19 protein-coding genes are annotated in these 23,184 nt (G+C 65.4%); 1 reads left to right on the forward strand and 18 read right to left on the reverse strand.

The window, feature by feature from the left end:
* Positions 1 to 128 precede the first annotated feature (128 nt).
* From Q4T40_16315 to Q4T40_16370, 12 genes are all read right to left on the reverse strand, one after another.
* On the reverse strand, positions 129 to 758 hold the full coding sequence (locus Q4T40_16315) for a hypothetical protein (protein ID MDT8902806.1): 630 nt from the start codon (positions 756 to 758) through the stop codon (positions 129 to 131).
* Between the two features lie 189 nt (positions 759 to 947).
* A complete protein-coding gene (locus Q4T40_16320; GenBank protein ID MDT8902807.1) occupies positions 948 to 1,352 on the reverse strand; it encodes a response regulator in 405 nt (134 codons plus the stop codon).
* 111 nt (positions 1,353 to 1,463) lie between these two features.
* Positions 1,464 to 3,800, reverse strand: a complete 2,337-nt coding sequence (locus Q4T40_16325; protein MDT8902808.1) for a hypothetical protein — start codon at positions 3,798 to 3,800, stop codon at positions 1,464 to 1,466.
* Positions 3,801 to 3,805: 5 nt separating this feature from the next.
* Positions 3,806 to 4,381: a Yip1 family protein gene (locus Q4T40_16330; protein ID MDT8902809.1), complete on the reverse strand. Its 576-nt coding sequence runs from the start codon at positions 4,379 to 4,381 to the stop codon at positions 3,806 to 3,808.
* Between the two features lie 9 nt (positions 4,382 to 4,390).
* Complete coding sequence (sppA, locus tag Q4T40_16335; protein ID MDT8902810.1) at positions 4,391 to 5,323, reverse strand: signal peptide peptidase SppA; 933 nt, start codon at positions 5,321 to 5,323, stop codon at positions 4,391 to 4,393.
* Positions 5,324 to 5,577: 254 nt separating this feature from the next.
* The gene (locus tag Q4T40_16340) at positions 5,578 to 7,194 is read right to left on the reverse strand and encodes a CTP synthase (protein ID MDT8902811.1); all 1,617 of its coding nucleotides are present in this window, start codon (positions 7,192 to 7,194) and stop codon (positions 5,578 to 5,580) included.
* Between the two features lie 64 nt (positions 7,195 to 7,258).
* On the reverse strand, positions 7,259 to 7,624 hold the full coding sequence (gene rpoE, locus Q4T40_16345; protein ID MDT8902812.1) for a DNA-directed RNA polymerase subunit delta: 366 nt from the start codon (positions 7,622 to 7,624) through the stop codon (positions 7,259 to 7,261).
* Between the two features lie 220 nt (positions 7,625 to 7,844).
* A complete protein-coding gene (argS, locus tag Q4T40_16350) occupies positions 7,845 to 9,536 on the reverse strand; it encodes an arginine--tRNA ligase (protein ID MDT8902813.1) in 1,692 nt (563 codons plus the stop codon).
* A gap of 1 nt (position 9,537) precedes the next feature.
* Complete coding sequence (locus Q4T40_16355) at positions 9,538 to 9,960, reverse strand: DUF1934 domain-containing protein (protein ID MDT8902814.1); 423 nt, start codon at positions 9,958 to 9,960, stop codon at positions 9,538 to 9,540.
* Positions 9,961 to 10,154: 194 nt separating this feature from the next.
* Positions 10,155 to 10,664, reverse strand: a complete 510-nt coding sequence (locus Q4T40_16360; protein ID MDT8902815.1) for a hypothetical protein — start codon at positions 10,662 to 10,664, stop codon at positions 10,155 to 10,157.
* Positions 10,655 to 11,674: a SpoIID/LytB domain-containing protein gene (locus tag Q4T40_16365; protein MDT8902816.1), complete on the reverse strand. Its 1,020-nt coding sequence runs from the start codon at positions 11,672 to 11,674 to the stop codon at positions 10,655 to 10,657. The genes Q4T40_16360 and Q4T40_16365 overlap by 10 nt, the downstream gene beginning before the upstream one ends.
* A 40-nt stretch (positions 11,675 to 11,714) precedes the next feature.
* Entirely contained in the window at positions 11,715 to 12,536 is an 822-nt protein-coding gene (locus Q4T40_16370) for a VanW family protein (protein MDT8902817.1), read from the reverse strand.
* Between the two features lie 120 nt (positions 12,537 to 12,656).
* Here Q4T40_16370 and Q4T40_16375 point away from each other — a divergent pair, with 120 nt between their 5' ends.
* Positions 12,657 to 14,132 (forward strand): Mur ligase family protein, encoded by a 1,476-nt coding sequence (locus tag Q4T40_16375; protein ID MDT8902818.1) that lies wholly within the window; start codon positions 12,657 to 12,659, stop codon positions 14,130 to 14,132.
* Between the two features lie 21 nt (positions 14,133 to 14,153).
* On the opposite strand, the gene Q4T40_16380 is transcribed toward Q4T40_16375, so the two are convergent.
* From Q4T40_16380 to Q4T40_16405, 6 genes are all read right to left on the reverse strand, one after another.
* On the reverse strand, positions 14,154 to 14,756 hold the full coding sequence (locus tag Q4T40_16380) for a cytochrome b/b6 domain-containing protein (protein ID MDT8902819.1): 603 nt from the start codon (positions 14,754 to 14,756) through the stop codon (positions 14,154 to 14,156).
* Positions 14,753 to 15,157: a hypothetical protein gene (locus tag Q4T40_16385; protein MDT8902820.1), complete on the reverse strand. Its 405-nt coding sequence runs from the start codon at positions 15,155 to 15,157 to the stop codon at positions 14,753 to 14,755. Before Q4T40_16385 ends, Q4T40_16380 begins: the two co-directional genes overlap by 4 nt.
* Positions 15,158 to 15,268: 111 nt before the next feature.
* Positions 15,269 to 16,744 (reverse strand): amidase family protein, encoded by a 1,476-nt coding sequence (locus Q4T40_16390; protein ID MDT8902821.1) that lies wholly within the window; start codon positions 16,742 to 16,744, stop codon positions 15,269 to 15,271.
* 246 nt (positions 16,745 to 16,990) lie between these two features.
* Positions 16,991 to 20,770: a phosphoribosylformylglycinamidine synthase gene (locus Q4T40_16395; GenBank protein ID MDT8902822.1), complete on the reverse strand. Its 3,780-nt coding sequence runs from the start codon at positions 20,768 to 20,770 to the stop codon at positions 16,991 to 16,993.
* Positions 20,771 to 20,868: 98 nt separating this feature from the next.
* Positions 20,869 to 21,498 (reverse strand): hypothetical protein, encoded by a 630-nt coding sequence (locus Q4T40_16400; protein MDT8902823.1) that lies wholly within the window; start codon positions 21,496 to 21,498, stop codon positions 20,869 to 20,871.
* Between the two features lie 224 nt (positions 21,499 to 21,722).
* A complete protein-coding gene (locus tag Q4T40_16405; protein ID MDT8902824.1) occupies positions 21,723 to 23,138 on the reverse strand; it encodes an FAD-binding oxidoreductase in 1,416 nt (471 codons plus the stop codon).
* Between the last annotated feature and the right edge of the window lie 46 nt (positions 23,139 to 23,184).

Consider the following 23,184-nt stretch of genomic DNA (forward strand, 5'->3'; position numbering starts at 1 on the left):
GCCGCCGGGCACATCCGTGCAGGCAGCCTGTTTTCCCTGTTCAACTATTGGCCTCGTCGCCACGGCGGCGACTACCCCCGCCACGTTGCGTTGTCGAGAGAAACTTCACCACACCGTCATCCGGCACGCTAGCGGCGATGGGAGCGGCGTCCGGGGCCGATCTCGATGGTCACGATGCCCTGCACCGCCAGAGCGTCCTCTTCCGTCTTGGCGGCGATGACCCGCCGGCCGTTGCAGTGAACGCACACCAACTCGATGGCGTCGGGCTGCACATCGGCCTCGATGATATTCCCGCCGCACCGGCAGTATACCCCGCCGCGCTCGGCAATATCGTGAACCTTGTTCAGCACCTCGAACATCACCTGCGGATTATCGACATAATCCTCGCTCGTCATATCGCGGACCATGCTGTCGAACTCCTGCTGCTGGGCGGTGATGGCCTGTTCGATGGCCCGCCGCCCGCCGCTGAAACCTAGCTCAAGGTTGGCGGCGGCGCAATAAATCTTGTTCACCCGGCCCTGCCAAAAATCCTTCATATCCACGCACACGATATGGCTCGTCTCGCAAACGACGCACGGTATATCGAGAAGGTACTGGTCGTGGCCCACCCCCGACACGGTCGCCAGCCGCTGGCCGCATCCGCACGTGAGCTCGCGCCCCACCGAGCCCTTCAAAGTAAAGCGGGATAAGTCATGCATCTCGATCTTGCCGCAGCGCGAACAGTACAGCGCCAGCGTGGAAACTGTGTTGATAAGCATATTGATCCCCCTTCCCCTAGGTACTTCGCCGGTGAGGAAAAATATCCTGCCGACGGCGGAGAAATGGCCGCCGAAACACTCCCTCCGGGACCCATTCCTCGCCAAACAAAACCCGGGGCCGTGCAAACCCCGGATTCCGGCCGGATTGCGGCTTGGAGAAGCGGGCCGCAATCGTCCATCACAACTTCCTTAACCGATGGCCATCTGGCCTGACGCAAGCTCATCGCCCGCAAGGTTCCTGCCGATCATCTCGCACAGCGCCAGAATATCGAACGGCTTGGTGATGTAATCGGTCGCGCCGATCGCTTTGGCCTCGGTGACGAGATCCAGCTCGCCGTACGCGGTCATCATGATAACCCGCACATCAATGCCGAGCCGCCTAAGCTCGCGCAGCGTCTCGATGCCGTCCATGCCAGGCATCTTCATATCCATGAGAATCAACGCCGGCCGGCCGTCGCGGGCCTTCTGCAGACCGTCGTAGCCGTTGGACGCTTCCAAAACGGTATAGCCCTCCTCCTGCAGCACCTCCAGCAGCAGCCGCCGGATACCGGGCTGATCATCAATAACAAGCACTACGGGTCGTTTTGCCACCATAAGAGAAACCTCCCGCCGACTGAGTACTACCTTCCCTATTCCCCATCGCCCGACAATTATCCTCCTAGAAACTGGAAAAAATTTAACTTTTCGTAAATTTTTTGCGCACCGTCAGCCGCGCGCCAGGCGCGACCAGGCCAACCGCAGGAACGACAGCAGCCTTCCGGCCGTATCGTTGTGGTAAATCTCCAGAGAATAATGGGCGTTCCTGTCGTCAACGGTAAAAACAATGTCGTTCTCCGGCGTCGGCAGCCCCCATGCCGCATACACCGGCCGGCCGTCCTTCAGCACACTGACCCTCAGCGCCGCCTCGCCCAGGTAGAGCGGGCACTTGACCCTCACCGTATGGGGATGGGCGGCGTCAATCGGGATATCCCGGCCCAAAATCACCAGCGGGAACTCGCTCTTCAGCCAGCCGGCCTTGCTGCGCGGCCCGTACAAGACCACCGGCGCCGGCGCGTAGTAATCGAGATAGGCCCTCACCAGCTCGCCGGCGGTCGCGAACGCCAGCAGCCCCTTGTCGGCGTAGCGCTCCTTCAGATAAGCCAGATGCCCCTCAAGAGCGGCGAACTGGCCCCCGGTCGTGCTCCGCCAGTCGCCCTCGCCCATGACAAACATAACATGAGTGAAGCCTACGATCGCATGCACCCCCGGCTTTATCCCGCCCCCAGCGGCGTAAACTGCCATCCCCGCGTCGGCCTTGGCGTTCATCGCCGCCGCGCTCTGGCTGTCGTACTGGATGAACTCCCGCGGCGTCGGCCGAAACTCGACCAGCCCGGTATTCTTAAGCTCGCTCGCCGGGGCGTTGATATCGTCCGGCTTGGCCAGATAAATCGCCTGCCCCCAGTCGCCGGCCGTCACGCCGCCGCGGTTGCCGTCCGCGTCGCTCCCAGCCAGCAGGCCGACCCGGCGGTACACCCGCGTACTCATCGCCTCGTTCGCCTCGCCGTCGCCGAAATCGAACGACCCGACCCGCGCGGTTATCAACTGGCCGAGCGGCGATCCGGCCTCAAGCTCGTCCAACCGGCGCTGATAGGCGTACAGGAAGCCCGTCCGGCTGGAACGGTCGCGGTAGCCGCCCTCGCTGCCCAGCGAATGGGCCCAGCCGTGGCGCAGATGATTGGCCCACAGCCCGTCCACCGCCGGATTGTACGAAAGCACGTTCCCCGGCAGATAAGGGTCGTAATCGGAATGAAGATGGATTGCATACTCGTGACCCCGGGCCGACTCGCTCCTCACCGACTGCGCAATCGCCGCCGCCGCCCGCCGCCACTCGCCCGCCGCCGACTGGCCGGCCGCCCACTCCGCGGCGTTCACCAGCGGCCAGGCGATATAATGCGTCCAGCGGGCGCCGTACTTCTCGGCGATCGCGTTCACCCGCTCCGCCTTCGTCACCATCTGCACCGTCAGTTCCTCCGGCTGCAGCCAGCCGTCGGCGTTGCCCCACGCCGCCGCGTACCCGGCGCTGTCGATCGCCTCCAGATCCTCGGTCATCACATAGAAAACCCTGCCCGGTCGCGGGTCGGCCACCGCCACCAGCGCCTTCGCGGGCACCGCCGCCCCGTTCACCGTGAACGTCACCGGCCACGGCCGGCCGAAATTCACCGCATCCGGGCGCCGGGCCCTCACCTGCCAGGTAAGACGCCGCTTCTCACCCGGCGCCAGACTGGCCACGACCTGCCGCTTGTCCGCCGCCGTCAGGCCGTAGCCGAACGGCTCCACCAGCGCCACCGCCACATCGGCGAGCGGCCGGGGGGAAACATTCTCCACATCGACGGCCACCGTCACCGCCTGTCCCAGCACCGCAGACAGGGAACCCGCCGCCGGCGTCACGCGCACCGCCCGGGCGGGCGCACTCTCCAGCCCCAGCGCCGTCACCAGCGCATGCTGACCCTGGCCCACCACCACACTCAGACGGTACTTCGCCGCCCGCCTTGCCGCCTCCGGCCGGTGGGCGGCGAACAGCGCCGCCACATCATGGTCGAAAGCCAGCCAGTCGCCGACATAATTGGCGGTATACCGCCCGTTCACCCACGTCGTCGTCCCGTCGGCGGGCGGCGGCGGACCGGTGAAAACCCAGCCCACCGCTCCCAGCTCCCGGCCGTTGTCATCCAGAGCGGTCAACTTCACCCTTCCCGTCCCCTGGGTCGACAAAAACTGCAGCCGGCCCCGGCCGGCAAGCCCGCCGGCCGGCGCCTCCCGGAAATACTCCAGCTCGCCCCGGCCCCCGGCAGCCAGCTCCAGCGCAGCCTCCGCGGACAAATAAGCCCCCTTCACCACCCGGCAGCTGTTGCCGGCGCCCTGCTCCACCAGATTAGCCGGCACCTCCCAGGCCGACAACGCCTCCTTAGGCTGAGGCGTCAGCCCGGCCGACGGCGCGGGAGCGCCCGGAGCGCAGCCAGTCAACAGCAGCGCCGCCAGCGCCGCCAAGCAAAACCACCTGCCCATACCCGTCACCCCGCCAGCGGCCACAACGCCGCGCCGACAAACACCACCGCCGCCAGCGCCGCAGCGCCGGCCGCCAGCAGCGGCGTCAGCAGCACCAGCACCGCCTTGGCGGCGCTCAGGCCGTGAACCCCCTGAATGGCCACCACCGTCAGCCCCAGCACCCAGAAAATCAGCACCAGCACGCCGACGGCGAACACCGTCGCCGCCGCCCCCTGCGGCAGCAGCAGCCCCGCCACCGCCAACGGCACGGCGAAAATGAACGGCAAATGCGCGAAACCGATCGCCGCGAACAGGCCGACCGCCGTGCCCCGGCCGCCGAAAAACTCGGCGATCAGCTGCAGCACCGCCGAACCCACGAACCACATCACCAGCCGCACACAAACAGCCCCGGCGAAAAACGCCCCGGCGAACTTCCCTGCGGCCGTCGCCTGCAACGCGAAATAAATCGCCCCCGCCGGAATGATTATGCTCAGCAGAAAGGCCACGAACGCCTGCCCCACCGGCCGGCGGGCCGCGATCTGCCGCATCGCCGCGGCGGGACTGAAAATAACGTCATACAGCAGCTCAAGAAACGGTCCCATGCGCCTCACCTACCACTTTTCCGGCATCGCCAACGGTGCGGTCAACGGAACTTCCTGCCTGAACCGGCGGAAAAACAGCCGCTCAAGGCTCGCCTCGTCGTGAGCGCCGAACAACAGCGACCACGGGCTCACCTTGCCGTACTCCTTCAGCACCGGCTTGCCCTTGATGCCCGCCATCGCCGCCGCCCCGTCGATCGCGTCGTACATCGTCCCCAGCTCATCCACCAGACCGAGCTCCTTCGCCTGGCTGCCGGTATAAATCCGCCCGTCGGCCAGCTGCCGCACCCGGGCCGGATCCATCTTCCGTCCTTCGGCCACCACCGCCACGAACTGCCCGTACAGATCATCCACCATCACCTGGATGATAGCCCGCTCCTCGGCCGTCATCGGCCGTTCGGGGGACAGGATATCCTTATGCGGACCGCTCTTGATCTTCTCCGACCGGATGCCGATCTTATTATACAGCTCCTGCCAATTGGCGTAAGGAATATATACGCCGATGCTGCCCGTGAGCGTCGCCGGATTGGCGTAAATCCGGTCGGTCACCGCCGCCAGCCAGTAGCCGCCCGACGCGGCCATATCGCCCATCGACGCCACCACCGGCTTGCCGGTGGCGCGGAGCTTCTTGAGCTCCGTTCCTACCTCCTGGGAAGCCGGCGCGCTGCCGCCGGGGCTGTTGATCCTCAGCACCACCGCCTTGACCGCCGCGTCGTCGCGCGCCTGGTGAATCTGCTTGATAATCGCGTCCGTGCCGCCCGTCTCGCCCAGCAGACCCGCCTGGCCGCGGCCGCCCACGATCACCCCGTCCACGTAAATAATCGCCACCGTGTTTTTCTCGCCGCCCGAGCGCTTGCTCTTCAGCCCCGGGACCAGGAAAGCCGCCGCCACCAGCGACACGACGACCACGCCCGCGATCAAAAGCACCACAGACCGTTTGAACACCGACAACCACTACCCTTCGCAAGAATCTCCGGTAAAAAAACTTTAAAGCAAGCCCGACAGCGAGTAATAACCCCGGTTGCACGTCCTGATTGCGAAAAAATGCGCCCCTCCAAGCGCTTCAGCGGTCAGAGGGGCGGCCTCCCCCTTGCGGGGACGCCGCAGATGGGGCTTTATCGACAATCTGAATATTGAGCAAAACCGTCAGTCTCGATGATACTAAGTATATGTTCCGGCCGGGCCGGTCATGTATAACGTCAGCGTGCCCCCGCACGCTCCGTCAGCGCCGCCCGCACGAAATCGCGGAACAGCGGGTGGGGCCTCGTCGGGCGGGACCTGAACTCGGGATGGAACTGGGTACCCACGAACCAGGGATGATCGGCAAGCTCCACGATCTCCACCAGCCGGCCGTTCGGCAGCATACCGGCGATGACCATCCCCGCAGCGGCGAACTGCTGCCGGTAAGCATTGTTGAACTCGAAGCGGTGGCGGTGGCGCTCGTAGATAAGCTCGTCCTGATAAGCGGCGGACGTATGCGTCCCCTCGGTCACCTTGCAGGGATAGACGCCCAGTCGCATCGTGCCGCCCTTCTCCTCCACATCCACCTGCTCGGGCATCAGATCGATCACCGGGTAAAGCGTCTCCGGATTAAACTCCGAGCTGTTGGCGCCCTTCAGATGGCACACATTGCGGGCGAACTCGATCACCGCGCACTGCATGCCCAGACACAGGCCGAAGAACGGGATCCTGTTCTCGCGGGCGTAACGGATCGCCTTGATCTTGCCCTCGATGCCGCGGTCGCCGAAGCCTCCGGGTACCAGGATGCCGTCCACCCCGGCGAAAACGGCGTCCATATCCACCTTGGCCGGCTCGATCTCCTCGGCGTTCACCCACTTGATATTGATGGCGGTATCGTTGGCGATGCCGCCGTGGCGCAACGCCTCGGACACGCTCATATAAGCGTCCTGCAGGGCGACATACTTGCCGACGATCGCGATGCACACACTGCTAGTCGGGCGGAGGATCCTCCCCACCATCGCCGTCCACTCGCTCATATCCGGCCGGCCGTTTTTCAGGCCCAGCTTCTCGAGAACGATCTTATCCAGGCCCTCCTCCTCCAGCATCAGCGGCACCTGGTAAATCGACGAAACGTTCTTGTTCTGGATCACCGCGTTCAGATCGATATCGCAGAACAGCGCCAGCTTCTCGCGCATATCGCTCGAAATCTCGTGCTCCGTCCGGCACACGATGACATCCGGATGGATGCCGATACTCCTGAGCTCCTTCACACTATGCTGGGTAGGCTTGGTCTTCAGCTCGCCGGCCGCCGAAATATAAGGCACCAGCGTAACATGGATGTACGCCACATCGTCGCGGCCCACTTCCTTGCGCACCTGGCGGATAGCCTCCAGAAAAGGCAGACTCTCGATATCGCCCACCGTGCCGCCGATCTCGGCGATGACGATGTCGGCGTTGTCCTCCTTGGCGATCCGGTACAAGCGCTCCTTGATCTCGTTCGTGATATGGGGAATTACCTGGACGGTGCTGCCCAGATAATCGCCCTTGCGCTCCTTGGTGATAACCGACCAGTATATTTTGCCGGTGGTCACGTTCGAGCTCTTGGAAAGATTGATATCGACAAACCGCTCATAGTGGCCGAGATCGAGGTCGGTCTCGCCGCCGTCCTCAGTCACGAAAACCTCGCCATGCTGATACGGGCTCATGGTGCCGGGATCGACGTTGATGTAGGGATCGAACTTCTGAATGGTTACCTTGTAGCCGCGGCTTTTGAGGAGACGCCCCAGCGACGCCGCTGTGATGCCCTTCCCGAGCGACGAAACGACACCCCCGGTTACGAAAATAAACTTAGCCATAAGAACTTCCTCCTGCAAACGGCCTCACGCTGTATTATCCCAAGCATGGCCGTAATCGTATACGTTATTCGCTCTCCTCGGCCTCCTGTCCGGCGGCGGGGAAATCCTGCTGAATCTCCGCCAGCAGCTTTTCCCGGCGCATGTTGACGTCCGGCAAAACAGTGGCCGCCGTCTCCTCCAGGGCACGGCCGCCGCGCTGAGGCATCCACTCGGACAGCCCCCACGTCCCCTTGCCGACATGGACGAAACGGCTATCCATATTGATCTGGGTATGTACCTCGGCCATGGCGTGCGCGACCGAAGCAACCGGTCTTCCCTTGCCTTCCAGAACCTTGCCGATAAGATCACGGAAATACATCGGCGAGCCTTTTTCTGCCAAAATCTGATAAGCTACATCAACATCTGACAACTGTTTCACCATTTCGCCCATGAATTCGGCCCCCTCCGCTGCGTCGTTCAAAATTACTTGGTAATATTCACCGCAGGTGAATAAAATCCTCCTTTTGACGACAAGCGTGAAAGCCTTGTTCCGCCTGGGCCTGCGCCGTTATCACGCAAAAAAAGCTGACAAATTCAGCAAATTTATCCGCTTTTTCGCACAAGCTTCCGCCGCCGTCGGCCAAGACGGGGCGGAAGTCCGGTAATACTTGTCACATTTTGTCGGGAGCGGCGACGCCGAGGATGGCGAGCGCCGACCGGAGCGTGTCCCGCACCGCCGCCGCCAGCGTCAGCCGGGCGGCCTGAGTATCAGGCGGAGCGCCGATCACGCGGCATTGGTTGTAGAAAGAATGAAACAGCGCGGCGACCTCGTGGGCATAGCGGGCGATATGGTGCGGCGCCCGTTCGCGGGCGGCGGTCGCCACCTCGTCGGGGTACTCGCCCAGCTTCCTGATCAGGTCGCACTCCCACTCGCTCGTCAGCGCCGTCAGCGGCGCCTCGCCGGGCGCGGGCACGGCCAGCCCTGCCTCCTCGGCCTGGCGGAAAATGCTGGCGATGCGGGCATGGGCGTACTGGATGTAAAATACGGGGTTCTCATTGGTGCGCGACTTCGCCAGATCGAGATCGAAATCGAGCTGGCTGTCGGTCGAGCGCATGATGAAGAAGAAACGGGCGGCGTCCCGGCCGACCTCCTCGATCAACTCGGACAGAGTCACCCCCTGGCCGGTCCGTTTCGACATCTTGACAAGCTCGCCGTGCTGGAAAAGGTTGACCATCTGGAGGACAAGCACCTCAAGGCGCTCCGGGTCGTACCCCAGCGCCGCCACCGCCGCCTTGACCCGGCTGATATAGCCGTGGTGGTCGGCGCCCCAGATATTGATCACCCGGTCGAAGCCGCGCACGAACTTGTCGCGATGATAGGCGATATCGGCGGCCAGATACGTGGGCACGCCGTTGTCGCGGATGACCACCCTGTCCTTGTCGTCGCCGTAAGCGGTCGACTTCAGCCACAGCGCCCCGTCCCGCTCGTACATATCGCCGCTTTCCTTAAGCTGGTTGCAGGTTTCCTCGATCGCTCCGGCCGCGTGCAGCGTCCGTTCGCTGAACCACACGTCGAAAGTGACGCCGAACGCCTCCAGATCCTCGCGCAGCAGCGCCAGCTTCTCCTCGCGGGCCAGCTCCTTGAACACCGCCAGCCGTTCGGCGGGGTCCATCAGCAGGTAACGCGCCCCGGCCTGGTCGGCGATCCGCCGGGCGGTATCGACGATATCGCGGCCGCGGTAACCGTCCTCCGGGAACTCCACCTGCTGGCCCAGCAGCTCGCGGTAACGGGCGTCCACCGACGCCGCCAGGCAGTCGATCTGATTGCCCGCGTCGTTGATGTAAAACTCGGTCGTCACCTCGTAGCCGGCGATCCGCAGCAGATTGGCGAGCGCGCTGCCCACCGCCGCCCCGCGGCCGTGGCCGACATGCAGCGGCCCCGTGGGATTGGCGCTGACGAACTCCACCTGGACCTTCTCGCCCCGGCCGCTGTCCGAGCGGCCCCAGGCCTCGCCCGCCGCCGCGATGTCGGCCAGCACGGCGTACAGCCAGTCCGGCTTGAGATAAAAATTAATGAACCCGGGCCCGGCCACCTTGGCCTCCTTCAGCCAGGAAAGCGCCGCCGGCTCGTGCTTGCCCAGCGCGGCCCGCGCGTTCAGCCGCCCGGCGATCGCCTCGGCCAACGCCCGCGGATTCTGGCGGGCCGGCCGGGCGAGCTGCATAGCGATATTGGTGGCGAAATCGCCGAACTCCTTCTGCGGCGGCACCTCCAGCATCACCGCCGGCAACTGGGCGCCGGCCAGAGCCTCGAGCCCGGCCGCCTCCTCATGGATAGCCCTGGCGAGCAGCTCTTTTACATTCATACTATACTTCCTCCCGAATCTCAACCACTAAAGTATTATAACTCTGCCACCGGCCGTCTACCTCCAGGTCGTAGCCGACCGTCACCGTATCCCTGTCCCCGGCGGACTCAATATCCAGGCGCCGGGTCGACACCGCGATCTGCATGCTGCCGAAGGGGGTTTTATACGTTCCGTGGCTCTTCAGCCCGGGGAAAAACTCCTGCTTGAGATCCACCGCGCCCACGCGGACAATAATCAGCCGGTCGGGGTACAGCTTGAGAAGGGTTGTCGTGCCCTCCATGCCCGTGATCGCGCTCTCGCGGTATGTAATATAGCTCGTCCCGTCCCTGTCCCGACGGGAACCTTCAGTCATGAACTCGATGCGGTTCTCCTCGCCGCCCGCGTCGGTCTGGGTGCCGACGACCGTCACAAAAACCTTACGCATATATTCTCTCCTAACCACATTCATATATTATAACTCATAACGGCGAAGCTTGCCAAGATAAAACACTCGCCCGGCGAAAAACCGTAGCGCCGTCCCCGGTTTCCCGGGAACGGCGCCTGTCATGGGGAGGCTGTGGCGCATGCCGGCCTCTCCGCTATTAATCTATGCCCGCGGCAGTCAAAACTTGCCGCCGGTCAATACCCTATTATCAGCAAACTGTCGACGAACGCGAAGATACGTTCCATCCTCTCCAGCCGCTTCAAAGTGTTCTGGTAAAACTCCGTGCTGGCCGTCTGGCCCTGGCGAATGACCGGCACCATAATAACCCCGTGGCGGATGACCGGCGACTCGGCGAACTTGCAGATATTCTTCCAGATATTGCTGACCTCGCCCTTCTCCACCTCGACCGCCACCTGGAAATCGGGGTGGTAGAAATCCACCTCGAAATTAAGCCCCTTCCTGAACAGCGGCCCGTACTTGCGGTTGGTCACCGAATGCCAGAAACCCAGCTCCGCCATATCGGCCAGCAGCACCCGCTCCGCCTCCACGCTCTTGCGGAACGGGGTGGCAGCGATATCCGCCAGCTCGCCCCGGCGGGCCGTGACCACCTCGCAGATGCTTCCCAGGTAAATGTTCGCCCGGCGGCGGCAAAGATAACGCCAGGGCGGGTACCCGGGCGAAAAAAGCTCAGCCTCTATTCCCAAATCTTTTTGACCTCGGCCCCCACGTAGTAATGCCGCACAATATCCTCGGCTTTCAGGCCGTCCATCGCATAGGTATAAGCGCCCCACTGGCACAAGCCCACCCCGTTGCCCCAGCCGCGGCCCTTGAAGGCAAAAGAGCCGTTGGCGTAGCTCATCTCGTCCACCAGCGTCGACTTCAGCCGGTCGAAACCCACCGCCTTGCGGAACTCGGCCCCGTAAACCTTCCTGTCGCCGGCGCCGATAAACAGAATGCGACCCGACGGCCCCTTTTCAAGAATTTTGATATCACCGGGATTGCCTTGGTAACCAACTGCCTTCGCCACCTCGGCGCCGGGTATGGACACCGTCCAGTACTGGAGATCGGGCGGCGTGTATTTGTAACTATTATCCGTCACCGGCTGAAAGTACGGCGTTGGGTGGGGAATCTCCTTCGGGAAACTCTCATCGCGGGTGGCGGAGATCTGGCCGTTGCTAGAACTGTAGATGGCGTTCACCAAGCTGCCGGCATACAGCAGCAATTCGCCCCGGGTCGAGCGCACCGCCTCGCGGATGCGGTCGTTCACCCGCTCGGGAGCGTAAGCCTGCAGCTCCTCCTTGGACGTACTCACGTCGGCGTCATGCAATCGCCGGATAGTACCGGCTTCGATGGCGTTCACCGTAAGCGTCCGGGACACGATCGCCTGGGCCCTCAAAGCCTCCTGCGGCCAGTCGGGCTCCATCTCGCGGGCGATCACCCCTTCGAGATATTTCTCCAGCGGCATCCTTTCCCGGGTGCCGCGATCGTCCCGCCAGACGGTTATCTCCGGCTCGGTCTTATACTTGGCCGCATCGAACTGCGGCACGCCTGGGATTGGCTCGGGCGCCGGGTTGAGCGGGGCCGGGGCTGGCGCCGGCGGCGGCTCGCCCGGCTGCTTGGCGGCGGGAGGGCGTAAAAGCGTGTAAGCTCCCGCGATTACTGCTATGGCGACGACTGCGACAAGGGCGATATTGAAGTACGGTAATTTACGCATCCTCCCACCTCGCGGATAGTATGGGCCGAAGCCGCCGCTCCTATGCGTCGCCGGGGAGGGCGAAAATATCGACCGCAAGTTTTTTTTCGGCCACATAACAGCGCAGCACGAGGGTGCGGCGGCTCGTATTCACGAAGCGCAGATCCTTATCGGTATAGGTCGTCGCATCCCGGCCCGGCGGCACGTAACTCACCGGCCGCGAATGCGGATGCCGCTCCGTCACCCTCAGCCCGGCCGCCAGCACGGCGTTGTACAACGTGCTCGACACCTGACACATCCCGCCCCCGACCTCCTCCCCGTGCCCACCATCCACGAAAATTACCGCCGGCCGGAAGCCCCGCTCGCGCGTCGGTTCGCCGGTGCGGCTGTTGAACGAAAACTCCTCCCCGGCGGCGATCGCCGCGTTATTGAGCAACGCGGCCGTCAACCGGATATTCTCCATCCGTCCCGGGCTGGCGTCGAGAATGGTCGTCGCATACGAGCCGGCCGGCCGCGCGGCGGCGAGATCGGCGGCGGTCACGGCCGCCTCGAGCTCGCTGTACGCGGCCGGCAAGGCGCTGCCGGCGGGCGCGGCCAGCGCCGCCTCCGTAGTAGCGGTCACATCCAGCAGCCGGCCCGCCTTGTCGGGCATTACCGTTCCGTCCCCGTCGGCGAAACGGGCATTGACCGGCGGCTGATACCGCGCCGCCGCCAGGCCCTGCAGGGCCGCCGCCACACCGTCCCGCGCCAGGCCGCCGACGTCCACCCCCTCGACGGTAACCGCCGCCGCCACGCGGGGCCCGGGCTTCGGGGCCGGCTGCAAACCGCAGGCGACCGTCAGAAAAGCGCCGAGAATACCCGCAAATACCAGTGCCTTCCTCACCGTATCTCCTCCCGCAAGCGAACTGACTTTAGTATCGGCCGCAGAAAAGCTTTTACTCACCTATCGCCGGCGAGCCCCATAAAATATAGCGCTGATTACGACTGCTGGGGAGGATAAAAAGTGGAACTCTTCGACCGGATACTCGCGTCCGCGGCCGGCATAACCTGCGACTCCCGCCAGGTTGCGCCCGGCTTCATCTTCGTCGCCGTCCGCGGCTCCAGCCGCGACGGCAATACATACGCGGCCGACGCCGCCGCCCGCGGCGCCGTCGCCATAGTCAGCGACCGCCCCGCCAGCCTGCCCGCCCTCGCCGCGCCGGTCGTCGCCGTGCCCGACGCCCGCCGCGCCCTCGGCGAGCTCGCCGCCCGCTTCCACCGCCACCCCTCCCGGTCGCTCTCCCTCATCGGCGTCACCGGCACCAACGGCAAAACGACCGTCACCTTCATGCTTGACCACATCTTCCGCCACGCCGGCCTGCGCTCCGGCCTCATCGGCACCGTCTGCGTCCGGGCGGGCGACCGCGTCCACCCCAGCGCCCTCACCACCCCTGACGCCGCCAGCCTCCAGACCTACCTCGCGGCCATGCGCGACACCGGCGTCAGCCACGCCGCCATGGAAGTCTCCGCCCAGGGCATCGACCAGGGCCGGGTGGACGACGTAACCTTCGCCTGCGGCGTCATCACCAACATCAGCCCCGACCACCTCGACTTCCCCGGCGGCTTCGACGCCTATTGCGCCGCCAAACAGGGCTTTCCCGGCCTCCTCGGCCCGGCGGCCCCGCTCGTCGTCAACGCCGCCGACCCGCTCTGCCGGGTCCTGGCCGCCGCCCACGACCCGGTCGTCGCCTGCGCCGTGGACGCGCCGGCCGACGTCGCCGCCCGCGTCACCGGCCTCGCCGGCGGCGGCAGCCGCTTCGTCCTCGCCTTCACCCGCCCCCTTCCCGGCTGCGGCCCTGCGCCCGGCGAGCTCGCCGTCACCCTGCCGCTCCCCGGCCGGCACAACATCGAAAACGCCCTAATGGCGGCGACCGCCGCCGCCCTGTGCGGCATAGCCCCCGCAACGGCCGCCGCCGCGCTCGCCTCCTTCCGGGGCGTCCCGCGCCGGTTCGCCGTCTCGCGCCTCGCCGGCCTCACCGTCGTCGACGACACCGCCCTCAACCCGGCCAGCATCGACGCCGTCTTCCACACCCTGGCCGCCTTTAGCCGCCGCCGCCTGGTGGTCGCCTTCGCCATCCGCGGCCGCCGCGGCCCGGCCATCAACACCGCCTGCGCCGACGCCCTCGCCCGCTGGTGGCGCGCGGCGCCCTTCACCCTCATCGTCACCGCCGCCGCCGGCAGCGTAAGCGCCGCCGACACCGTCGCCGGCGACGAAAAGAGCGCCTTCTGCGAGGCGCTCGGTAAAGCCAAAGTGGGCTATATTTTCCGCGAAACACTGGCCGCCGCCATGGAAGCCGCCGCCGATGCCGCCGGCCCCGGCGACCTTGTCACCCTGCTCGGCGCCCAAGGCATGGACGACGGCTACCGCCTGCTGCGCCGCCTGCTCACCGGCACGACGACCGCCCAGCCCGGCACGGCGGCCGCCGGCTGCCCGGCGTAGCCGGCCGCGCACCGCCGGCCGTCAGGGCGCTTTGGGCGGCGGCGGTTTGGGCTCCTTCCGGACATAGCCGGTGAAAATCGACTGCAGCTTGGCCGGCGACTCGGTGAAAACAAGGTACAGATGGAAAGGCACGGAGGCGGCAAAAAAGGCGGCCACGAAAAAGTGGGCGCTGCGGATGGCGTTCAGCCCGCCCAGCAGGCGCTGCAGGCGGGTACTATCATCCGGGAACAACAGGGCCGCGCCGGTGACCGCGGCCACGATCACCACCAGCCCCCAGGCGGTGAACAGCGCCTTCTGGCCGGGGTTGTAACGGCCGAAATTGGGATGGTTGGCGGTCACGAACAGGTAATAGCGCAGGAAACTGCGGACATTCGCCCAATCCCCCGGCAGCAGCAGAACCTCGGTGTACTTGCCGGTGCGGACGTAGTAATAAATATGCAAAATCAGATTGACGACAAGGGCGGCCGCGGCCACGCCGTGGAACTCGCGCATCATACTCATCGGCAGGCGCAGCCACGCCGGCGGCTCGTGCATGTACAGGCCGGTCGCCAGCAGCGTCATCACCGCCGCGAACATCACCCAGTGGAAAATCCGTACCGGCAGGGGATGGAGCAGCAGCTTCACCGCAAAAACTTCACCGTCATATCCGGCAGATGCTTCAGCATCGCGGGGAACGGATCGGCCATGATCGCGGCCTCGTCGCCGATGATCCTCTCCAGGCTGGACCGCTCGATGACCATGTACGGCTTGATCGTGCCCACATAGGGCAACTGCACGCCTGATTCCAGCCTACCCGGCTCGGCATGGGTGATCTCCACGCCGCTGACATGCAGGGTATACTCGCCGGCCACCCGCCCGCCCTCGGTCACCTGAACGCCGAACTTGCTCTCCTTGCCGGCCATCGCGGCGCTCGCCATGCCGAAGAGATACGGATGCTTGTCGCGAAACGTCGCGGTCAGCCTGTTGCGGAACGGCACCAGTCCCTCGATCACCAGCCTGTCAATCTCGCTCATCGTCGCCTGCATATAAAAACCCCCTTATTATGCTTTCCCCTCCAGTATCCCTTCCCTCCCGCCGCATTATTCCCCTCAAAGCGCAAAACCCCCTCGCCCTTTCCGGGCAAGGGGGTTTGTCGTTCACGACAACAGCGGTGTGCTAAGCGGCAGCCGCCGCACAGTCTCCATCTGTTCGAAAGCGTGGGCCAGCCTTACCAGCAGCCGCTCGCTCCACGGCCGCCCGAGCAGCTCCACGCCCACCGGCACGCCCAGCGGCGCCGTAGCCGTCGGCCGCGAAAATCCTCCCGGCACGACCACAGCCGGGAAGCCAGTCACCGCCCCCACCACGCCGTTGCGGTCCGCCTGCGGCTCGCCCACCGGCACCACCAGGCGTTTCTGGTGGGGATACACCAGCGCGTCCAGCCGGTGGCGGGCCAACAGCTCCATCACCGTCTGCCGCAGGGCGTCCCGCGCCACAAGCCGGCGGCGGTACTCGTCCACATCGCCGGCCACGGCCAGCGCCTGCCTGATATTATCCGCGATACCCGGATGGAACCTGCCGCCGGCGGCCACCTCGGCCAATGACTTCACCGGCAGCGCCGCGGCCGGATCGGCCAGATAGGCGCTCAGGTCGCGGGCGAACTCGTGGACATGCACGCTCGTCTCGGCGATCAGCCGCGCCGCGTCGAGCGCTGGGTGACTCACCGTCACCAGCGTCGCGCCGCCTTCCCGCAGCCTGGCGAGGGCGGCGTCCATCACCGCGTTCACCTCGCGGTGGGCCTCGTCGCCGCCGAACAGCGTCTCCACCACCCCCAGCCGCGCCCCCCGCAGGCCGTCCCCGGCGGGCTGCCAACCGTCGACCGCTTCCTGGCCGACGCTCCACGCGGTCACGGGGTCCGCTTCGTCATAGCCGGCAATCACGCCCAGCACCCTCGCCGCGTCGGCCACCGTATACGCCAGCGGGCCGGCGGTATCCTGGGTGAGCGCGTACGGCACTATCCCCGTGCGACTGACCATCCCGAGGGTCGGCTTGATGCCGGCCAGCCCGTTCGCCGAAGCCGGCGAACGCACCGAATTGACGGTATCCGTCCCCAGGCCGGCGAGCCCGAATGCCGCCGCCAGGCCGGCGCCCGTGCCGCCGCTCGAACCTCCGGGCGTGCGGGTGAGATCGTACGGATTGAGCGTCTGCCCGCCGAGCGAACTGACCGTCTCCCCCCAGACCGCGAACTCGTGCAGATTCACCTTGGCAAGGATTATCGCCCCCGCCGCCCGCAGCCGGGCAACCACAAAGGCGTCGGCGCGCGGCCGGTAGCCTTCCAGGCTGAGCGACCCGGCCGTCGTCGGCATATCATAAGTGCTGATATTGTCCTTGAGCAGCACCGGCACCCCATGAAGCGGTCCGGTCAGGCCCCGCCGCCGCAGCCTGGCGTCCAGCTCGTCGGCGGCCTCCGGCGCCCGCGGGTTGACTGCGATCACCGCGTTCACCGCCGGCCCCCGCTTGTCGTAGGCCGCTATCCGCGCCAGATACGCCTGCACCAGCTCGCGGGCCGTAATCTCCCCGGCCAGCAGCGCGGCATGATAAGACTCGATCGTCGCGGTCTCGATGGAGAAAGCCATATCCGTCCCTCCTCCGCCTGGCCGCGGAAATGTCAATCGCAAGCTAGCATGGCGGAGGATGTTACGCGCTGTTGACGCAGCTTGCCGTACGAGACCGTACGCCCGGCCAGGGACGGCCGGGCGAGGCGACAACGGGCATGGACGCCCGTTTGGCGCCGGTACGGCTTGAGTCGGCGCAAATCATACAGCGCGTTCATCCGTAGACGCGTATGCGGCGATTGACATTTCCGCCCCGAGCTACTTACTTCACCTAAAATACTTCACGCCCGACGCGAATATCCCCTGCTCCTTCGCGCCCGGCACATTAACCGCCACATACGGCCCCGTCCGCTCCGAATGGGCCATCTTGCCGAAAATGCGGCCGTCGGGGCTGGTAATGCCCTCCACCGCGGCGATCGAGCCGTTGGGGTTGAAGCGGATATCGTTCGACGGCTTGCCATCCAAATCGACGTACTGAGTGGCGATCTGGCCGCCGGCGATCAACTGGTCCACCACAGCCGGCGGGGCGATGAACCGCCCTTCCCCGTGCGACACCGCGATCGTATGAATATCGCCCACCGCCGCGTCCGCCAGCCACGGCGAAAGGACGGATGCCACCCGCGTCCTCACCAGGCAGGCCACATGGCGGCCGATCTGGTTGAAAGTCAGCGTCGGGTCGGCCTCGCCCAGCTCGTCCACGATCCGGCCGTAAGGCAGCAGCCCCAGCTTGATGAGCGCCTGGAAACCGTTGCACACCCCCAGCATCAGCCCGTCACGCCGTTCGAGGAAGGCGGTCGTCGCCTCCCGCACCCGCGGGTTGCGGAACACGGTCGCGATGAACTTCGCCGACCCGTCCGGCTCGTCGCCGGCGCTGAAGCCGCCCGGCAGCATGACGATCTGGCTGCGGCCGATCCCGTCCACCAGCGCGGCCACCGACTCCTCGACATCGGACGCCGTCAGGTTGCGGAACACCAGCGTCTCCGCCAGCGCCCCCGCCTTGACGAACACCCGCGCGCTGTCGTACTCGCAGTTGGTGCCCGGGAAAACGGGTATAAACACCCGCGGCTTGGCCACGCTCACCGCCGGCCTGACTCCGCTGCGCTTCGTATGGCTGCCCGCCGGCGGCGGCGGGGCGCCGCACTCCTGGGCGCGGGTCGGGAAAATGCTCTCCAGCGGCCTCTCCCACGCGGCAAAAGCCTCGTCGAGCGTGATCTCCGCCCCGCTGACGCATATCACCGGCCGCTCCTGGGTCCGCCCCAGCTCGCGCCAGCTCACGCCCGCCAAAGCGCCCGCCAGGTCGGTATCGCCCGGAAGCTCGAGGATCACCGCGCCGTAATCGGCCGCGAAAAGCTCGTCCGCCTTCACATCGGCGGCGAACGCAAACCCGATGTGGTTGCCGAACGCCATCTTGCTCACCGCCGCGGCCACCCCGCCCGCCTTCACCGTATGCGATGCCAGCACCCGACCGGCCGTTATCAGCTCGTGGATCTTCGCGAAATTGGCCTTCAGGGCCGCGAAATCGGGCAGCTCATCCCCGTCCCGCGGCGCGGCGATCAGCACCACGGCGCTGCCGGCCCGCTTGAACTCCTGGGAAACCGCCCGCCTGACGTCCACCGGGCAGAGCGCGAACGCCACCAGCGTCGGCGGCACATTCAAATCCATAAAGGTCCCCGACATGCTGTCCTTGCCGCCGATCGCCGGCACGCCCAGCTCCTTCTGGGCGCGATACGCCCCCAGCAGCGCGCTGAACGGCTTGCCCCAGCGAACGGGGTCCCTGCCGAGCTTCTCGAAATACTCCTGCAGCGTCAGCCTGGCCGTCCGCCAGTCGCCGCCGAGGGCGACCAGCTTGGTCACCGCCTCCACCACCGCATACAGCGCGCCGTGGAACGGGCTCCACTTGCCGATCAGCGGATTATAGCCGTAGGTCATGATCGTGCCCGTCGTCGTCTCGCCCTCCAGCACCGGCAGCTTGGCCACCGCGCCCTCCGCCGGGGTCGACTGGCGCACGCCCCCGTACGGCATCACCACCGTCGCCGCGCCGATGCTGCTGTCGAACCGTTCCACCAGCCCCTTCTGGCTGGCAACGTTGAGATCGGCCAGATTAGCCAGCCACGCCGCCTTGAGATCGGCCTTATCTAGCACCGCCGGCGTCGCGGCGAAAAAATCATCCTCCGGCGAAGGCGCCGCCACCGCCACCCGCGTCGTCTGGCGCACACCGCACGTATCGAGGAAATCGCGGCTGATATCGACGATCGCCTGGCCGCGCCAGCGCATCACCAGCCGCCGGTCGTCGGTCACCGTCGCCACCTGCGTCACCTCGAGATTCTCGGCGCGGGCGTACGCCGCGAATGCCGCGACGTCGGCCGCCGCCACCACCGCCGCCATCCGCTCCTGCGATTCGGAAATGGCCAGCTCGGTGCCGTCCAGACCCTCGTACTTCTTGGGCACGGCGTCGAGATTGATCGTCAGGCCGTCGGTCAGCTCGCCGATGGCCACCGACACCCCGCCGGCCCCGAAATCGTTGCACCGCTTTATCATCCGGCTGACCGCCGGGTGGCGGAACAGCCGCTGGATCTTGCGCTCGGTCGGCGGGTTGCCCTTCTGCACCTCCGCCCCGCAGCTCGCGAGCGACTCCTCGGTATGCTCCTTCGACGAACCGGTCGCACCGCCGCAGCCGTCGCGGCCGGTGCGCCCGCCCACCAACAGCACCGCGTCGCCGGGGACCGGCTCCTGCCGGACCACGTTCGCGCGCGGCGCCGCCCCGATAACCGCGCCAATCTCCATCCGCTTGGCCACGAAACCCTCGTCGTACACCTCGGCCACCTGGCCGGTGGCGAGGCCGATCTGGTTGCCGTACGAGCTATAGCCCGTCGCGGCGGCGATGGTGATCTTGCGCTGAGGCAGCTTGCCGGGAAGGGTATCGGCGACCGGCGTGCGGGGGTCGCCGCTGCCCGTCACCCTAAGGGCCAGGTAAACGTACGACCGGCCAGAAAGCGGATCGCGGATGGCGCCGCCCAGGCAGGTGGCCGCCCCGCCGAACGGCTCGATCTCGGTCGGGTGGTTATGGGTCTCGTTCTTGAACATCACCAGCCACTCTTCCGTGCGGCCGTCGATCTCCACCGGCACGACAATGCTGGCGGCGTTGATCTCCGCCGACTCCTCCAGGTCGTCCAGCAGCCCCTGCCGTTTGGCCTCCTTCATGGCGATCGTGGCGATATCCATCAGGCACAGCGGCTTCTGCGCCGCGCCGTAAAGCTCCTCGCGGGCCGCCAGATAATCGCGGTAGGCCGCCCTGATGGGCGCGGTGTAGCGTCCCTCCTCGATCACAGCCTCCTCGATCGTCGTCAGAAAAGTGGTGTGGCGGCAGTGATCCGACCAGTACGTATCCAGCACCCTCAGCTCGGTCAGCGTCGGGTCGCGCCTCTCGGTATCGCGGAAATACGCCTGGCAATGCGCCAGATCCTCGGCGCTCATCGCCAGCCCCAGCTCATCCCTGAGGCCCGCCAGCGCGTCCGGGTCCTTCGCCGTGAAACCGGCCAGCACCGGCACGTCAGGCGGCGTCTCGGTCCGCATCTTCAGCGACGCCGGCTTTAAAAGCGACGCCTCGCGCGACTCCACCGGATTGATGCAGTACGCCTTGATGCGGGCGAAATCGGTATCGCTCACCGCCCCCTTCAGCACGATCACCTTGGCGGTCGCCACCTCCGGCCGCTCCTTCTGGGTCAGCAACTGCACGCACTGGGCGGCTGAATCGGCCCGCTGGTCGTACTGCCCCGGCAGGTACTCCATCGCGAAAACCCGGTCGGACCGCTCCATCGGAAACTTCTCGTCATACACGTAATCGGCGTTCGGCTCGGCGAAAATCGTTCCCCGCGAGCGGCCGTACTCCTCGTCCGAAATGCCGGCCACATCGTAGCGGTTGATGACCCTGACCGCTTCGAGGCCGTCGATACCCAGGTTATGCCTGAATTCGTTCAGAAGACTCTGGGCCTCGACGTCGAACCCCGGCCGCTTCTCCACATATATGCGTTTGACCTGCTCCGCCATGCTGTCCGCTCCTCGTCAAATATATTACTTTTAAGGATTGCAAGTTAATTATTATATTGTACCAAATGTCTCTCCCCAGGTCAAAAAATGTCAGCTTATCACCGGCCGCCTCCGAACAAGCGGAAAAACTCTGCTTCATTCATCTCCGTCCGCGCCGCCCACTGCTCCGGCGCCGGCTTATCCGGCCAGTGGCAGTCGCTGCCGCATAGGCGCAGGCCCCGGTAGCCGTCGGCGTCCAGCACGGCGGTGAAATCGGCCGCGCCCCGGCGCGCCTGGGCGCCGTTGCGGAACTCCACCCCGTCCACCACCGTCTTCAGGCTGTGATACGCGGCCAGGCTATAGGCCATCGGGTGGGCCAGCACCGCCACCGCCCCCTGGTCCCGGATGCGGGCGGCCAGTTCGGCGGCCGGCGTATAGGGCGTATACTCAAGCGGCGCCTTAAGACCGAGCGCCAGGATATGGACCCACTCCCGGTTGTGGTAAAGCTCGCACTCGCAGCCGGCGACGACGATGATCGGCAGCCCCAGGCGCCGCGCCTCGGCCGCCGCCCACAAGCCGGACAGCGCCAGGTCATGGTCGGTCACGGCGATCGCATCCAGGCCCCGCTCCACCCCCAGGGCCAAAAGCCCGAGGATGTCCTCCCTGTCCCGCGCCGTCAGCGTTTCGGGGCGCAGGCCGTCGTAGTAATAACGATGGTTGAGGGGATGGGTGTGAAAATCGATAAGCATGACATATCCCTCCCCTGTCTGGTTTTGCCCCGTCCCCGGTGAAATCCTGCCGCCAGGAGACTTTTAACCTTTTTAAAAATCTCTTCTGGCGGCGAGCGCAGCCTTTACGCTGTTGCGCAGCGCCGGGGAACTGCCGCAGCAATAATAAAAATGTTACACAAAAATAAACCCCGGCCTTCAAGCAGCCGAGGTCTATCCTTGTAATTAGCCGTCTGCGCACACGGTTACTGCCGCGGCTGCTCCACCTCGAAAATCTTGCCCGGATTCAAAACCAGATTGGGGTCCCAGGCCAGCTTCACCGCCTTCATCAGCCCCAGCTCCACCGGGTCGGTGTACTCCTCCATCAGATGGCGGCGCTTGTAGCCTATCCCGTGTTCACCCGACAGCTTTCCGCCGATCGAATACACATATTCGTAAATATCGCGGTGAATCTCACTCAGCTTCTCGCACCAGAACTCGTCGGGGATGTCGCCCTGCAGGATCGACAGGTGGATGTTGCCGTCGCCGGCGTGGCTCACCGTCCGGGCCACCGCGCTATGCCGCTTGCAGATGGCGTCCAGCTCGCGGATCGCCTGGGGCATCAGATCGACCGGCACCACGATATCCTCGTTGCTGTGGGTCAGCGTCTCGTGCCGCACCGCCTCGGCGAACGACTTGCGGGCCTTCCAGATCTTCTGCGAATCGGGCACCAGCACCGCGAACGCCCCGTTCGCCGTCCCCACCTCGTCGACCGCCGCCGCCATATCCTCCAGTGCCTCCTCGCTGTCGGCCTCCACCTGGAGGATGAGATAATTGCCGTTCTCGTCGTGGGGCAGCTTCTCCCGCGTAAACGCCTCGACGCTCCTGATCGCGTCATTATCCATGAACTCCACGCACGTCGGGGTTACCCCCGCCTTGACCAGCTTGGGAATAACGCCGATGGCCAGCTCGATATCGGGGAAAACCAGCAGCAGGTCCAGCACGTGGCGGGGCAGCGGCAGCAGCTTGAGCGTCACCTTGGTGATGATGCCCAGCGTTCCTTCCGCCCCCATCACCAGCTGCTCCAGCGGATAGCCGGTGCTGCTCTTCTTCAGCCGGCCGCCGAGGGTCGTGATCTCCCCGGTGGGTGTCACCACCTCGATCGCGTACACCTGGTCGCGGGTCGTCCCGTACTTCACAGCCTTGTTGCCGCCGGCGTTCGTGGCCACATTGCCGCCGATGAAGCAACTGTCGCCGCTGCAGGGGTCGCCGGCGTAAAAAAGCCCCGCCGCCCCCGCCGCCTGCTGCACATCCTCGGTGCGGGCGCCGGCCTCCACCTCCATATACATCGCCTCGGCGTTGACCTCGATGATCCGGTTCATCCTCTCCACCGCCACCACGATGCCGCCATGCACCGGCACCGCGCCGCAGGCCAGGCCGGTGCCCGCCCCGCGCGGCACCACCGGGATCAGTTCCCGGTTGGCCAACCTGACCACTGCCGCCACCTGCTCGGCCGTCTCGGGATACACCACCACCTCGGGCAGGCGGTGGTAGCGGGCCTCGGTCACTTCGTCATGGCTATAGGCATGGAGTTTTTCGGGGTCGACGACGACCCCCCTCTCGCCGAGAATAGTCTTCAGTTCCTCAATTATCGCCGGAGTTACGGGGTTATACCGCGCCATAATGCCTTTCCTCCTCAATTCTGCTGCGAAAATCGCATAACTATCC

The organism is Selenomonadales bacterium 4137-cl (assembly GCA_032334055.1).
In the GTDB taxonomy this organism is placed as follows: domain Bacteria; phylum Bacillota; class Negativicutes; order Sporomusales; family UBA7701; genus Anaeroselena; species Anaeroselena agilis.